Genomic DNA, 15,628 nt, shown 5'->3' with positions numbered 1-15,628 from the left:
TTATTATCTTTCATGATTATCTAATGGCACGATAGGGGGTTAGGTCGATACTAGGATCACGACCTGCATATAGGTCAGATACGACGCGACCAGTAATTCCTGCCATCGTTACGCCTAAATGTTGGTGTCCAAATGCAAGCATCACTTTTGGATGATTAGGTAGCCAACCAATCGTTGGAACACTATCTGGTTGAGAAGGGCGTGCGCCCATCCATTCGCTTTCTACATCCATAGTAAGATCAGGAATATATTTCTTTGCGATAGGAAGAAGGCGTCTCAATCTTGTGTAATCCGGTTCTGAATCAATCTCTGCAAGTTCTACCTGACAAGTAACACGCATGCCTTTATCCATTGGTGCGATAACAAAAGTATGATCGCAAAACATGGTCGGGCGACTAATTAATGGGCCTTTTTCAGAATGATGCTTTACCATTGCATGATAGCCGCGTTCAACTTGAAGGTGAACTGACTCACCAAATGTTTTCAATAGTTTGTTCGACCATCCACCCGCAGCAATTAATATATCATCAACGATTTTCGAACTGCTATCATCAAAGAATAACGTCACTTTTTCGGATGAAGGAAGCATTGATTGGATATTGGCTTTTTCGAATTTACCACCAAGGATGAGGAATTCATCGAATAATTGATCTAACATCTGTTGCGGATCAATGATAAAAGCAGAATCTGGTTGTAATAAGCCATATTTAAATACAGGTGCTAGATGTGGTTCTAGCTGTCGTATTTCATCGCTATTTAAAATTTCGTATTTTGTACCATGCTTCTTACAGCTTTCGACAACTTCTTTTCCGTATTTCCATGATGCATCGGATGAAAATAGTTTTAGCCATCCAACAGGACGAACTAAAGACTGTCTATTGGTGTTTCTGATTAATTCATTCCATTCGGGAATTGCATGTTGGGTCAATTGTTGTAAGGCTGTTGCATTCCTTTGATAGTTATGAGGTAAGCCTTCGAGTATCATACGACCAAGCCAAGGGGCGAGGCGAGGAAGATGTTTCCATCTGATAGTTAATGGGCCGTGAGGGTCAAACAACCACTTTGGCAACTGAGAGATGGTGGAGGGGCCACTGATCGGTTCTGCGTTATTTTGTACCAAAACACCTGCATTACCATGGGAGGCACCATTACCCGGCCCCACTCGATCAATTATTGTGACTTTGTGACCATCCTTAATTAGCTTCAGAGCAGATACAATACCGATGTAGCCAGCACCAATCACTGTAATGTCTTTTGGTTGAAACGTCATTCTTTTACCCAATCCCAACATAGTCAGATATATCAGAGAAATTCAGCCGTATCATTGTTTCAAAAATGTTAAAAGGAAAAACATGTTCTTTCATCCGTTTTTGTTGCAAATCATCAGGAAAACCTGTAGCTAAGCGGTAGTAAAAATTTGTAAAATTCATTTGTATTAAAGAGGCCTACCATGCGGTTAAATCCTGCTGTTCGCTTGTCCGAATATTTCATGCCAACCTTGAAGGAAAATCCTGCAGAAGCAGAGATTGCATCTCATCGTTTGATGTTACGTGCGGGGATGATTCGTCAATCTGCCTCCGGTATTTATTCTTGGTTGCCGATGGGCTATCGCGTTTTACGTAAAATTGAACAAATTGTACGTGAAGAACAAGATCGTGCAGGTGCGAATGAAATCCTAATGCCAACTATTCAATCTGCGGATTTATGGCGTAAATCAGGTCGCTATGACGATTATGGTAAGGAAATGTTACGCATTACTGACCGACATGATCGTGAAATGCTTTTTGGTCCGACAAATGAAGAATTAATAACTGATTTATTCCGTGATGGGGCAGTATCTTATAAAGATTGTCCACAAATGATGTATCATATCCAGTGGAAGTTCCGTGATGAGGTTCGCCCACGTTTTGGCGTGATGCGTGGTCGTGAATTCTTCATGAAAGATGGATATTCTTTTGATCTGACCGTTGAAGATGGTTTGAAATCTTATAATCGTATGTTTGTATCCTATCTACGTACATATGCAAAAATGGGTCTTCAAGTTATACCAATGCGTGCGGATACAGGCCCGATTGGCGGTGAGAATAGCCATGAGTTTATTATTTTGGCAGAGACAGGGGAAAGTGAAGTATTTTGTCATGAAGACTTCCTGTCACTTGACCCAAATGCAGAAGCTGTGAATTACAAAGGTGATCTTCAGCCAATCGTAGATCAGTGGACTTCTATGTATGCTGCTACCGAAGAAATGCATGATGAAGGTAAGTTCGAAGCGGAAGTACCTGAAGGTAAACGTGTTTCAGCACGTGGTATTGAAGTTGGTCATATCTTTTTCTTTGGTACCAAATATTCTGAACCACTAGGTGCAGTCGTTCAAGACAAGGAAGGCAAACAGGTGCCAGTTCAAATGGGTTCTTATGGTATTGGTGTTTCTCGCCTTATTGGCGCCATCATCGAAGCTCACCATGATGAGAATGGTATTATTTGGCCAGAATCTGTTGCTCCATTCCAAGTCGGTATTATCAACCTGCGAGTTGGTGATGATGCATGTGATGAAGCGTGTGAAGGCATGTTTACAAAACTTCAAGAGGCAGGTGTCGAGGTTATGTATGATGATCGTGATACAAAAGCCGGTGCAAAATTTGCTGATATGGATTTGATTGGTTTACCTTGGCAAATTGCAGTTGGCCCACGTTCATTGAAGAATGGCCAAGTTGAAGTTAAGAACCGTCGTACAGGTGAGAAACAAGAAGTATCAATTGAAGCTGCACTGGAATTGGTAACAGTCTCTTAAATACCTCCCAACTTACCATTAGGACTCGTTTATTTTAAAGGAACTAGGCATGTTTAGCAGATTTGAATTTTCCGTGGCGATGCGTTACTTAAGGGCGAAACGTCAGGAAGGATTTATTTCTGTTATTGCCTGGTTTTCTTTGATGGGAATTGGACTTGGTGTCGCCACCCTGATTATCGTTATGGCCGTGATGAACGGATTTCGTCATGAATTGTTGAGCCGCATTCTTGGCCTCAATGGTCATATGACGATTACGTCCTATAATAGTGAGTTCACGAATTATACGAATGTAGCGGATCAGATTTTGGAGGTTCCAGGCGTTGTTTCCGTAATGCCAATGATCGAAGGTCAGGTGATGGCAAGTGCTAATGGTAGTGCTAGCGGTTCTGTGGTACGCGGGGTGACAAAAGAAGGTTTTTTAAACCGAAATCAATTATCTAACTCTATCATTTCTGGTGATTTAGAAGGTTTTGACGACGGTGATGGTGTTGTCATCGGTGTGCGTATGGCACGTCGGATGGGCTTGGATGTAGGTGATAATATCACTTTGATTGCTCCAAAAGGTCAAGTCACCGCTTTTGGTACCGTGCCAAGAATGAAAAGTTATTATATACAGTCAATTTTTGAAGTTGGTATGTATGAATATGATAATTCTTTTATCTATATGCCGCTGAAGCAAGCACAGATTTATTTTAATCAACCAGGTTCGATATCAGCAATCGAAGTTATGCTAGAATCCGCTGATAATGCACTTTTGATGAAAAAACCAATATCAGATATAATTGGTAGAAATTATTGGGTCCGGGATTGGCAACGTGTTAATTCAAGTTTCTTCACAGCTTTACAAGTTGAAAGAAATGTCATGTTCCTCATTCTGACCCTTATTATTATTGTTGCTGCTTTTAACATTATCTCAAGTCAAATTATGTTGGTGAATGACAAAGCACGAGGTATTGCAATTTTACGTAGTATGGGTGCGTCACGTAATTCGATTTTACGTATTTTCTTTATGACTGGAAGTTCCGTCGGTGTAATAGGTACAATTTTTGGCAGTGTTCTGGGGATTTCATTCGCTAGCAATATTGAAACAATCCGACGGTGGATAGAATCTTTATCCAATACTAATTTATTTCAAGCAGAGATTTATTTTTTATCTAAACTTCCAGCACGTATTGAGCAGGGAGAGGTCGTTACTGTTATTGTAATGGCACTGGCACTTTCTTTTGTGGCCTCCATATATCCTGCATGGCGCGCTGCACGTTTAGACCCAGTTGAAGTTTTACGTTACGAATAGGTAATGAATATATAAAGTTGAATAAGTTCTTCAAGATTAATTAGAGAAAATTGGAGGCGAAACTTTGAACAAAATCCTTATTGTCGAAGATTCAAAATTCTTCTCAAGTATTGTAAAGCATAAAATCGAAAATGAATTAGGTTTATCTGTAATTGTTGTCGACACAATGAAGGCAGCAAAGCTAACACTTGATGTACGTAGGGATGATTTCTTTATTGCTCTTTTAGACCTGACCTTACCTGATGCTTCGGGTACAGACATAGTGAAAACAGTTAAGTCATATGGATTACCATGTATAGTTTTTTCTTCGGTTTTTTCAGAAGAATTGCATCATGAGCTTAATGAATTAAGCGTTGTCGATTACATTATTAAAGATAATCCTTCAAGTTTTGATTATTTAGTATCCTTGGTAAATCGTTTCCATAACAATAAAAATATTAATGTTGTAATTGCAGAGGATTCAAAAATTCAGCGCCAAATGGCGGCTCATTTTTTAAAACGCTTTAACTTGAACGTTATTGAAGCTGAAAATGGCGAAGAAGCGTTCAAAATTGTTGAAGAAGCAAATAAAAGCAAGACCTCAAAGATTGAACTTGTCATTACTGATTATGAAATGCCGAAAAAAAATGGTTTCGATCTTATCGTTAGTTTACGCAAAAAATGGAATCCTAATGAATTAGGTATTATAGGTTTTTCCGCAGCAGATGATAAAAGGTTACCTGCAAAATTCCTCAAAAGCGGAGCAGATGATTTCGTACATAAACCCATCCAACCAGAAGAATTCATCAGTCGGATATCCCACAACCTCAACAACCTTGAACAGATTAATAAGTTACATATTGCTGCAACTCGCGACTATATGACGGGAATGTATAATCGGCGATTTTTCTTTAAAGCCGCGATTTCTGCTTATGAGAAAGCATATAAAGATAAAGCACAGTTATTGGTAAGTATGATTGATGTGGATTTCTTTAAAAAAGTGAACGATACACATGGACATCATGTTGGTGATGAAGTGTTAATAAAAGTTGCAAAAGTTTTAGAAACGGAAGCTAGAGAGCAGGACCTAATTGCAAGATTCGGAGGCGAAGAATTCTGCTTGTTTTCTGTTGGCATGAATGCAGAGGTTGTTGGAAATTATCTTAATCATATACGTCAAAAGATAAGTGAATTAGAATTCGATGGATCGGGCGGTAAATTCAAAATTACGGCAAGCCTTGGGGCGACAGTTAAGAAATTTGATTGTTTAGATGATATGATCAATGAGGCAGATGAACGATTATATGATGCAAAAGAGGGAGGGCGGAATAAAGTTGTTCTTTCTCGATAGAAACAAATAAAGGCCTGAAAATTAATTCAGGCCTTTATCTTTTTATTATATGTATGAATTACATAAACTTAACGGCGCGTTCCGCGACAGCAGGGCGTTCCATACCAGACATGATATCTTTGGATGTGACAACGCCAATCTCTTGCCCGTTATCATCCACAACGGCAATGGCATTTGTTGGAGACGCAGACACCATCGGCAAGGCATCTTCAAGATTACGAGAAACAAGGATCGGTTCACCGCTGGTTTCTGCAGAACCTTTTTCAGCCATAATAGATCCGATCTGAACAACACGGCCGCGATTAATATCACGGATAAATTCACGGATATAGTCATCAGCTGGGCGCATAACGATGTCTTGTGGGCCACCATCTTGAATAATCGCACCATCTCGTAAGATAGTGATACGGTCTCCGATACGTAATGCTTCATCCAAATCATGGGTAATAAAGACAATAGTCTTGTGAAGATCTTTTTGAAGGTCCAGCAAGATTGTCTGCATATCTGTACGGATTAGTGGATCAAGCGCACTAAAGGCTTCGTCCATCAGCAAGATTTCGCAATCGGTTGCCAATGCACGAGCCAAACCAACACGTTGTTGCATACCACCAGATAGTTGTGTTGGATAATGTTTTTCAAAACCTGTTAAACCAACACGATCAATCCATTTTTGAGAACGTTCTTTTAATTCGTCGCCTTTGATGCCCTGAATGGCAAGACCATAGCCTACATTATCCATGACTGTGCGATGAGGTAATAAGCCAAATTTTTGGAACACCATGGAGATATTATGACGACGGAATTCACGAAGTTCTTCTTCATTCAACTTCATGACATCTTGGCCATCAATCAAAATTTCACCGGCTGTAGGTTCAATCAAACGATTGAAATGCCGAATTAATGTTGATTTACCGGAACCGGAAAGTCCCATTATCACATGTATATGGCGCGCTTCGATATCGAGGTTGATATTTTGTAAACCAAGAACATGTTTATGCTTTTCAAGCAAATCCGGCTTACTGAGACCATTTTCGACATGGTGAAGAACACTTTTAGGATTTTTACCAAAAATCTTGTAAAGATTTCGGATAGAAATTTTAATTGGATCACTCATTTTTTCTATCCTCTCTTAATGGGCTTTGTTGCGATGCTTTTGGATACGTAGGCCATAAGCCTGCGTCACCCGATCGAAGATAATAGCGAGTGCTACAATCGCAAGACCATTCATTACACCAAGGAAGAATTGTTGGTTATTAATCGCTTTTAAAACTGGTTGACCAAGTCCTTTAACACCAATCATGGAAGCAACAACCACCATCGCCAATGCCATCATAATTGTCTGGTTAACACCAGCCATGATATTTGGAAGGGCTAACGGGATTTGCACGCCGAAAAGCTTTTGACGTTTTGAGGCACCAAATGCATCTGAAGCTTCAAGAACTTCTTTGTCAACCAAACGAATACCAAGGTTGGTGAGGCGGATCAGAGGTGGAATTGCATAAATCACAACAGCGATCAAACCAGGAACCTTACCAATTCCGAGCAACATCACGACAGGAATTAGATATACGAAACTTGGCATTGTCTGCATCACATCAAGAATAGGTGTGACAATTGCTTGTGCTTTGTTGGACATCGCCATCAAGATACCTAGTGGCATACCAAAAGCGATTGATAACGTGGTACATACCAAAATCATACTAAGAGTACGCATGGTATTTTCCCACATACCGAAATATCCAATCAGCATGAAGGAGACAATAACACCAATAACTACTTTAATATTTTTACTGCCATACCAACATATAGCTGCTAATGCGGCAAGAACAATAAACCAAGGCGTATTTAGCAATAATTTTTCAGACCAAATTAAAAATGTGAGAAGGGGGTCAAATGCAGCTTCAATATATGGTCCAAAATCTGCGGAAAACTCTCTAAATCCACTATCTACGGCTTTGCGTAATTCGCGCAAATCGCCACGTTCCATTGCTGGGAATGCTTCAATCCAGCTTTCTTCTTTAGCCATTGTACAGGCCCTTTTTGTGATTTATGTTTATTTTCAAATACAAAAAAGCCGGTAGCTTTTTATGCTACCGGCTTTTGATATTATAGGGCAGCTTTCACTTTATCAGCTACATCCTTGGTAACCCAAGGAGTCCATTCTGCTTCATAGTTGGTAAGGAATTCTTCTGCTGCTTCTTCACCACTGGCTTGATTTTCATCCATCCATTTCAAAAACTTATTCATAAAGCTATTGGTAAAGCTTCTGTTAGAAACATAGCCATATGCCTCAGGAGACTTATCTTTGAAGCCAGCTGTTGTAACAGTGAATACTTCTGATTCAACCCATGCATTTGGCTTCGGATTTTCACATTCTGGAATTACTGTGCAACTGTCCCACTCTGCTTTATCATGGGGCACACCGAAATCAACTTTCACCATCTCATATTTACCCAAGAAAGCAGTTGGTGCCCAATAGTAACCAAACCAGCCTAAACCTTGTTCATATGCTTTAGCCATGGAACCGTTTAGACCAGCAGAAGAACCTGGATCACCTAAGTCCCAGCCTTTGTCTTCCATGTTGAAAGCATTAAAGAGATTTCCACTTGTGATTTGGCAATTCCAACCAGATGGACAACCCATAAATAGACCGCGAGAATCATCCTCAGGATTCGGGAATAACTCAGGATGCTTTAAAACACCTTCAATGGTTGCCATTTCTGGGTGTTTTTCAACCATATATTTAGGAACCCAGAAGCCTTCTTCACCACCGTCGGAAAGGGATTTACCTGCATATTCAAGTTTACCAGCTTCGACCTGTGCATCCAGCACTTCACGAAGTGCGTTTATCCATAGTTCTGGTGCGATATCCGGTTCGCCTTTTTCAGCCATGGATGTACCTGTAGGCATTGTATCACCGGGAACAAGTTCAACATCACAACCATAACCGTTAGCTAGGATAAATTGATCCACATACGCAATAAATTCTGCGGACTGCCAATTCATATCTGCGATTGTAATTGTACCACATTCTGCTTTAGACGCAGTGGACATGCCAATTGCACCAGCCAGAACTGTAGCGCCTAACAATAGTTTTTTCATCTTAGTCTCCCAGACCTATTTATAAAAATTTTGTTATTTATACATTAAACAGTCTTTTTGCGACATCGTAAAAGACTTATTTACGAATTGCATCATCAAAAATGCGACATGCATTGTTCAAATTTTGCAATTTCATTACATCATAAGGGGCAAGTTTATACCGTGACAATGTTTAAATTGGTCTTGAGGCAAAAAATTTTAGGTGCTTGGCGCAAAATAATTTCTGTCTATACGTTTATTAGAATTTAAAGTGTGACTTATATTTAAAAAATCACTAAAAAGGGCGCTCTGCATAAACAGGCGCCCTTTGGAAATAATCTATAAAGTATTTAAATCAGCGTTTCAAAGCTTCTTCAATATATAATTTACGTAATTTCATTGAAATTTCGCCTGGGGCACCGTTGCTCATAACGGCATCATCAATTTTTACGACAGGCCAAACAAATGTTGTCGCGCTTGTTACAAATGCTTCGTCAGCTTCATATGCCTCTTGCATGGTGAAGGGGCGTTCTTCCAATTTTAAACCTTCTTGCTCAACAAGTTTTAAAACAGCTGCACGGGTAATGCCATGAAGGATACTGTTACTTAGATGACGTGTAATAATAACCCCATCTTTAACAATATAGGCATTGTTAGAGCTACCTTCAGTAACAAAGCCTTCCTCAACAAGCCATGCGTCATTGGCTCCCGCTTCTACAGCGGCTTGTTTTGCAAGAACAGGCGCAAGAAGTTGGACAGTCTTAATATCACGACGTCCCCAACGGATATCGTCAACTGAAATGACGGCAATTCCTTTTTCTGCGGCAGGACTATTAATCAGGTTCTTTTCCTGAGTGAACATAACTAGCGATGGTTTTGCATCCACTGGAAAACCAAAATCACGATCTGCAGCACCGCGAGTAACTTGAAGGTATAATGCACCTTCATGAACGCCGTTCTTCTCTAGTAGTTCAAGCATAGCTTTTTCAATATCATCAGTAGACATTGGCAAATCCAGCTTTAATTCATCTGCGGAGCGTTTCAAACGTGCCAAATGGGCAGCATTGTCAATCAAACGACCTTCTAGAATAGAGGAAACCTCATAGATACCGTCAGCGAATAAAAAACCACGATCGAATACAGAGATTTTTGCTTCGTCTTCAGTTACAAAGTCACCATTCACATAAACAATTCTGCTCATTTAAAAATCCTCCAACTGATGAAACGCCTTTATCTTATTTTCTAAAAGGGTGAGGGCGCTCGAAATAATTTGATCCTATGTACGATGATTAAAATTAATCATCAATCAGAAATGTGATCACTTTTTGTTAAAAAACGTCCAATCTAATGATCCGGCGCTTTAATCACATTTACGGACAAATTTGAGGAGGGACAGTTTTAAAAATTATATGATGCCAATAGTAATCTTATTAGGCTGTCCTCAATAGCTTCCTTGATAAATGACAGGAAATACGAGATCATAATTAAGGGGAAGCTAATCTTGGTATCGATAAGATACCTCACGGGTAGGAGTTCTAAATTGACAATTTCTAATGAGATACTTCTTCAGTCAATAGAATGCAGCAATCTTGCCCATACGATATCTTATATTAAGGAGGGTTTACCACTTTCCTATGTAAATCAGGCATTTCTTAATCAAACAGGCTATCGTCGAGACGAGGTGATAGGAAAGAATTGTCGTTTTTTACAAGGTGAGGGGACTGACCCAGAAAGTGTTCGTAAAATTAGGGAGGCAATTAAAAATTTCACACCTTTAGAGGTAGAGATTTTGAACTATAAGAAGGATCATACACCATTTTGGAATCGCCTTCGATTAGCACCAGTATTTGATCAGCATAATATCCCCGTGGCATTTATCGGGATTCAATCTGACATTACACATGATCGAGAGCGTCAGCGCAATGAGATTGAGAGACAAAAGCTTGAAGCTTTAGGGCGTATGTCAGCCAATATAAATCATGAAATTAAAAATGCTATTCAGCCGGTGATGTTATTGTCAGAAACCCTTTTAGAATGGCAAAATTTGAATAGTGATGATGTCACAAGATGTACAAAGATTATTAATGAAAATATCAAAATTGCAGAGTCGATAATAAAAGACACCTTGAGGTTTTCCAGAAGATCAAGCGATTCAAAGGAAAATATAGTTGTTTCTGAAATTGTCTCACATGTTGTTAGTTTTGCAAAAAATCTTTTAAATAGCAGGGTCGATTTTTCCGTTAAGACGGCACTAAAGGAGCCTTGTGGTACTGCTACCTTAAATTTAGAACGACTGTTACAAGTGGTACTTAACTTGGTAAACAACTCACTATTTTCAATGGGTTATAAGGGGAGTTTGATATTTGAGTTTGAGATTAAAAAGTTAAAGAATAATATACTTAAGCGTGACTACCTTAAAGAAGGTAAATATTTTACTATTTCAATAATTGATGACGGGGGTGGAATTGATGAAAAAATACTTCCCTCAATTTTCGAACCGTTCTTTTCCACTAAACCGCCTGGTGAGGGTACTGGTCTTGGATTAGCAATTTCTTATAGACTTATCCGAGAATGGGGTGGTAGTATTCTAGTTGAGACGGAAAAAGGGGTGGGGAGTAAGTTTGAAATCTTAATTCCGTATTGCGATGATTCTTTGTAGAGATACGTGGTTGGTATAGAATTATAGCCTAAAAAGTATTTTTTATACGACTATAAGAATTGGAGCATGTCCTTGAGCAAAATCCTGTTAATTGAAGATATGAAGGGTGTTCGAGATTCCTTGAGCCTCATTCTTAGTATGGCTGGACATTCGGTTGTTCAAGCCGTTGATGGAAATGAAGGTATTAATAAACTAAAATCGGATAATTTTGATCTTATTATCACAGATATTTTGATGCCTGAGAAAGATGGGACAGAAGTCATCATCGAATCAAAAAAAACAAATCCAAATTGCCCAATAATGGCCATTTCTGCGGGGGGAAATGGTATCCCAGCCGATGAGGCTTTGGGGATTGCCGCGCATAAAGCCGATGCAATTCTAGAAAAACCATTCTCAAAAGACGACCTATTAAACAAGATAAAGGAACTAATCGATTAATCTTATCAATAAAGATACCACGCATATGAAGAGAGAAATACATGCCAAATTTAATCAAGAAACTTAAGATTTCGCATAGAATTTTTATCCTAACAGGATTTACTCTTATATTTTTGGTCATAGTAGGGGGTGTTGGCTTTTATAAGATGAATGAGATTGGCTATAAACTTGAAGGGATTGCAGAAAGAGATGTTCCACTCACCGAGATTTTGACCAAAATTACGGTCCATCAACTTGAACAGGCAATCTTGCTGGAACAAACTTTAAGATATACAGGGGTTGATGCACATGATGATAGTCATAGTGTTGATGGCTCAATTAAGAAATTTATAACCCTGGCCGAAAAAGTTGATAAAGAAATTCTGGAAGCTGAAAAAATGGCTGAAGAATTTATTAAAGTTGCTCGTGACCCGATTGCAATTGAAGAATTTAAGAGCGTTTTGAAACAACTAAAGACAATTGAAAAACATCATAAAACTTATGATGAACACGCTTATAAATTATTTGATAAAATAACAAAGAGCAATTTGTCAGAGAGCGAAAAAAATAATCTCTATAAAGAGGTTCTTATCATTGAAGAGGAACAAGCAGAACTTGATCATGAGATTGAGGAACTTTTGTTTGAGGTAGAACATTTTACCCGTGAAGCGGCAAAGCAAGCTTTAAGCGATGAGGAACGCGGAAAATTTATCGTTTTAGGGGTTTCGATCGTAGCTTTGGCTTTATGTACAATATTGGCCTATTTACTTGGGCGGAGTATCACGGTTCCCGTAAAAAACTTAACAAGTTCCATCGAAAATATGGCAGATGGCAAGTTAGACGTTGAAACACCGAATATGAAATTTGATGATGAATTAAACTCTATGTCAAATTCAACCGAAGTTTTCCGACAAAACATGCTTAAAGCGAGAGATTTGGAGGAGGCCCAAAAAAGAGAACGTGAGAAAAATCGGGCCAAACAAAATGAATTAAATCAAGTGACTGGTATCTTTGGCGCCACGATCGGTGCTGTTTTTGAGAAAATCTTAAATTCTTCAAATATGATGGTTGATCGTGCTGGGGCCATGAAAGACGATAGCAATGACACAAAAAGCATGGCGAGCAATGTTGCCCATGAGGCCGAAGAATCCTCAACAAATGCAAATTCTCTAAGTTCTGCGACAGAGCAAATGGTCGCATCAATTAACGAAATTAGTCATCAAGTTGCGCAATCTTCCAAAGTTGCAAAACAGGCTGTAGAATCAGCAAATAGATCGCAATCCGAAATCGAACCATTGCGAAAAATTGCACTTGAAATCGGAGATGTGGTTAGTTTGATTACAGATATCGCTGAACAAACGAATTTACTCGCGCTGAATGCCACTATTGAAGCCGCGCGTGCTGGCGATGCGGGTAAAGGCTTCGCGGTTGTCGCTAATGAGGTGAAATCTCTTGCCAGTCAAACTGGGAAAGCAACAGAAGAAATTTCGGAAAAAATTCGAAATATCCAGATAGCCTCAGAAAAATCAGCGTCCTCTATACAAGAAATTGGCGTGGTTATTCAACAAGTTGATGAATATGTATCCGGCATAGTTGCCGCGGTTGAAGAGCAAGATGCAACGACACAAGAGATGGCAAGAAGTGTAACTTTTGTAGCCCAAAGCGCGGAGCGGGTTACTGAGAATATCGGTACTATTACTGTGCAAGCAGATAGTGTCGGTTTAAAATCCGAAGAAATAAACACTGCTGCAATCCAAATGGCTGAGGAAGCAAGTAGCTTAACGAAAGAAATAGATACTTTCCTGAACGCAATACAGAATACAGATACGGAAGAAAACACGTTCGTAACAAAAACTGTTAATTTAAAAGCGAATAGCGAGATTAACGGAAAATCATGGTCGGGTATTGTGTCGACGATTTCCACTGCTCATGCGAATGTTAAACCTATCATAAATCTGTCTGCTGGCGAGAAGGTCAATATTTCGATTGAAGGAATTAATAGAAGTTTAGATGCCCGAATCTCAATGACTAGGGATGGCACGACCACACTTCAGTTTCCATTGGATCTGGATCATATTGCCCAGATGCAAGATGATCTTAAAACGATACTTTTAGAAGATGCGTAACTTTAAACACAAGAGAAAGAAACAAAAAACGAGGCATAAAGCCTCGTTTTTGTATAGCCAAATAGATGGCGGAGCGGGTGGGATTCGAACCCACGGTACGCTTTCACGCACGCCGGTTTTCAAGACCGGTACATTCAACCACTCTGTCACCGCTCCATCTATGATGCGGAACCATTAGGTTACGGCGGGCATAATATTTAAAACCGCCTTAAGAGCAAGTGTAAAAATGACAAAAATGTAAAAAAATTATTCTTCCTGAATTGGATACCGCAGTTCTGCTAGATTTGAGACATGATCACCAAAGTAACTACCTGTTGCTACAGCTACTTTTAGCTTAGCTAGAGTTGTTGCGGTATCCTCTTCACGAATACCGTCAAAGACTAATTTTATGTCATATTGCAAGCAGCGCTGTTCCATCTTTTCAAGCATTGCCAGTGAAGCCTTTAAATGGGCGGTACTTTCAGTAAAGCCGTCTTCCAAAATGATATAATCAGCAGGTAATTCGGTTAAAATCTGGGAATTAATCGCCCCGAGTTCTTCGCCATATAAAGCGATAGAGAAACCCGATTGTTTTAAAATCTTTAAAGCAGATAAACGATCGAGATCATCAGGACTGAAGCCTGATATACGTAGAATCACTTTCGTGTCACCTGCTTTACTTGCAAATTTAAGTAAGCGCGTGACCACATCTTCTTTAAGAAGTGACCGTACATGTAATGTTATCGCAACAGGACAGCCTTTATACCAGTCATCGGTTTCGATGAACTTACATTGTGCTTCGTCCACCTGAACACGTAAATCCAGATCGTCACGTGTGAATTTGATGATTTCCTCAACACCCAATCCATCATCTTCTAAATCAGCCCTAATTTCTGCCCATAGGTGATCAGTGCACCATTTGTGAACATTTACAACAGGTTGATAAACAACAGATAATTGATCCTTGTGAATTACTTCTTTTAAAATTGATAAGCGATCTGATTTATGATCAAGATAAGCTGTGTGTGCAGAACCTAGATTATCGTATATTAGATCGTCTAATCCCGATTCGGCGAAGCTATCGATAGCATGAGAAAGTGCATCTGCGAGTTCGTCATCTTCTAAACCTTCAGTATCAAGCGACATCGTCTTTGTTTCAATATTGAGGGCTCTTCCTTCAGGGTCAATTTGTTGTGCGAGACCTTTGATATCTTCATGCATATCAGAAAGGTCGGTTTGGGATTTGTGCAGGACACCATATTTCCCGCCTGAAACTTGACTAAGGGCTGCCTTATCTAGACTGGATTCGCGTAGCCGATCTTCCATGTTTTTGGTGAAGTCATCAATTTGATCTTTGGATAAATTAAGATCCGTGGCTAACCCGTCCATATCGCCTACAGAGACAAAGGTCATATCCAATTCTTCATCTGAATGTTTTAGAATATCATTTACACTATTGGCAAACCCTTTGGCTGAGTTGATCGGATTGGATTCAGATGATAAGTTTTCATCATACTGAAAACGTAAACGGTATTCATTTACGTCGGGGCCATTCCCATCAGGGGCAACAGGTTCTCCCATCATTTGGAAGCCTTTAATTAGACGTTTGGACCCGAATATAAAAGCGGGTTGTAAATCCATGTGGAAGCCACTTACTGCATTTACAATAATGTCTGAAGCAAGCATTTTTGACGGCGGTGCCAATATATCTGCAATGTTTTTTTCTGCCAAATCCTGTGGCTTTTGGTCTAGCCAGGTCAAAGCATTTTTATTGCCTCGTAAGATATTTCCAACCTCGTCTACCACTAACATAAAACGCTCCTCAGGATTATCCTGAACTGCATCTATTTTACCATCAGCACGTAGTACAGTTACCATTTAAATTCCCCGACCTAAAACGATGTGGCATTGATAAACTCAAATTATTTGACTGTATAACCAATATATCTTC

12 protein-coding genes and 1 tRNA gene are annotated in these 15,628 nt (G+C 39.4%); 6 read left to right on the top strand and 7 right to left on the bottom strand.

The annotated features are described in order from the left end of the window. Positions 1-16: 16 nt before the first annotated feature. Complete coding sequence (locus E1160_RS04150) at positions 17-1,270, bottom strand: NAD(P)/FAD-dependent oxidoreductase (RefSeq protein WP_218048713.1); 1,254 nt, start codon at positions 1,268-1,270, stop codon at positions 17-19. Between the two features lie 180 nt (positions 1,271-1,450). Between E1160_RS04150 and proS the strand changes: the two genes are divergently transcribed. The 3 genes from proS (at position 1,451) to E1160_RS04135 (ending at position 5,415) form a co-directional block, all read left to right on the top strand. After that, a complete protein-coding gene (gene proS, locus E1160_RS04145; RefSeq protein WP_155153738.1) occupies positions 1,451-2,791 on the top strand; it encodes a proline--tRNA ligase in 1,341 nt (446 codons plus the stop codon). Between the two features lie 49 nt (positions 2,792-2,840). Then, positions 2,841-4,085 (top strand): lipoprotein-releasing ABC transporter permease subunit, encoded by a 1,245-nt coding sequence (locus tag E1160_RS04140; protein WP_155153737.1) that lies wholly within the window; start codon positions 2,841-2,843, stop codon positions 4,083-4,085. A 64-nt stretch (positions 4,086-4,149) separates the two neighbouring features. Then, the gene (locus tag E1160_RS04135) at positions 4,150-5,415 is read left to right on the top strand and encodes a GGDEF domain-containing response regulator (RefSeq protein ID WP_155153736.1); all 1,266 of its coding nucleotides are present in this window, start codon (positions 4,150-4,152) and stop codon (positions 5,413-5,415) included. Between the two features lie 58 nt (positions 5,416-5,473). Here E1160_RS04135 and E1160_RS04130 read toward each other — a convergent pair whose 3' ends face one another. The 4 genes from E1160_RS04130 to E1160_RS04115 form a co-directional block, all read right to left on the bottom strand. Next, a complete protein-coding gene (locus E1160_RS04130) occupies positions 5,474-6,529 on the bottom strand; it encodes a quaternary amine ABC transporter ATP-binding protein (protein ID WP_155153735.1) in 1,056 nt (351 codons plus the stop codon). Positions 6,530-6,544: 15 nt separating this feature from the next. Beyond that, positions 6,545-7,441, bottom strand: coding sequence for an ABC transporter permease (locus E1160_RS04125; protein WP_155153734.1), 897 nt, complete (start codon positions 7,439-7,441; stop codon positions 6,545-6,547). Positions 7,442-7,521: 80 nt separating this feature from the next. Continuing rightward, positions 7,522-8,517: an ABC transporter substrate-binding protein gene (locus E1160_RS04120; protein ID WP_155153733.1), complete on the bottom strand. Its 996-nt coding sequence runs from the start codon at positions 8,515-8,517 to the stop codon at positions 7,522-7,524. 334 nt (positions 8,518-8,851) lie between these two features. After that, positions 8,852-9,697, bottom strand: coding sequence for a D-amino-acid transaminase (locus E1160_RS04115; RefSeq protein ID WP_155153732.1), 846 nt, complete (start codon positions 9,695-9,697; stop codon positions 8,852-8,854). A 339-nt stretch (positions 9,698-10,036) separates the two neighbouring features. Here E1160_RS04115 and E1160_RS04110 point away from each other — a divergent pair, with 339 nt between their 5' ends. From E1160_RS04110 to E1160_RS04100, 3 genes are all read left to right on the top strand, one after another. Then, on the top strand, positions 10,037-11,155 hold the full coding sequence (locus E1160_RS04110) for a two-component system sensor histidine kinase NtrB (RefSeq protein ID WP_155153731.1): 1,119 nt from the start codon (positions 10,037-10,039) through the stop codon (positions 11,153-11,155). Between the two features lie 72 nt (positions 11,156-11,227). Continuing rightward, on the top strand, positions 11,228-11,593 hold the full coding sequence (locus E1160_RS04105; RefSeq protein WP_155153730.1) for a response regulator transcription factor: 366 nt from the start codon (positions 11,228-11,230) through the stop codon (positions 11,591-11,593). Between the two features lie 41 nt (positions 11,594-11,634). Then, the gene (locus tag E1160_RS04100; RefSeq protein ID WP_155153729.1) at positions 11,635-13,698 is read left to right on the top strand and encodes a HAMP domain-containing methyl-accepting chemotaxis protein; all 2,064 of its coding nucleotides are present in this window, start codon (positions 11,635-11,637) and stop codon (positions 13,696-13,698) included. Positions 13,699-13,764: 66 nt separating this feature from the next. Here E1160_RS04100 and E1160_RS04095 read toward each other — a convergent pair. Both E1160_RS04095 and E1160_RS04090 read right to left on the bottom strand, forming a co-directional pair. Next, positions 13,765-13,854: transfer RNA gene (locus E1160_RS04095), tRNA-Ser, on the bottom strand. A 90-nt stretch (positions 13,855-13,944) separates the two neighbouring features. Then, a complete protein-coding gene (locus E1160_RS04090; RefSeq protein WP_155153728.1) occupies positions 13,945-15,555 on the bottom strand; it encodes an EAL domain-containing protein in 1,611 nt (536 codons plus the stop codon). Positions 15,556-15,628 lie beyond the last annotated feature (73 nt).

Origin of the sequence: Curvivirga aplysinae, from assembly GCF_009711445.1 — a bacterium.
Classification (GTDB): Bacteria; Pseudomonadota; Alphaproteobacteria; order UBA8366; family Aestuariispiraceae; genus Curvivirga; species Curvivirga aplysinae.
The sequence above is the reverse complement of the archived record's forward strand: the minus strand, read 5'-3'. Positions and strand labels throughout refer to the sequence as shown.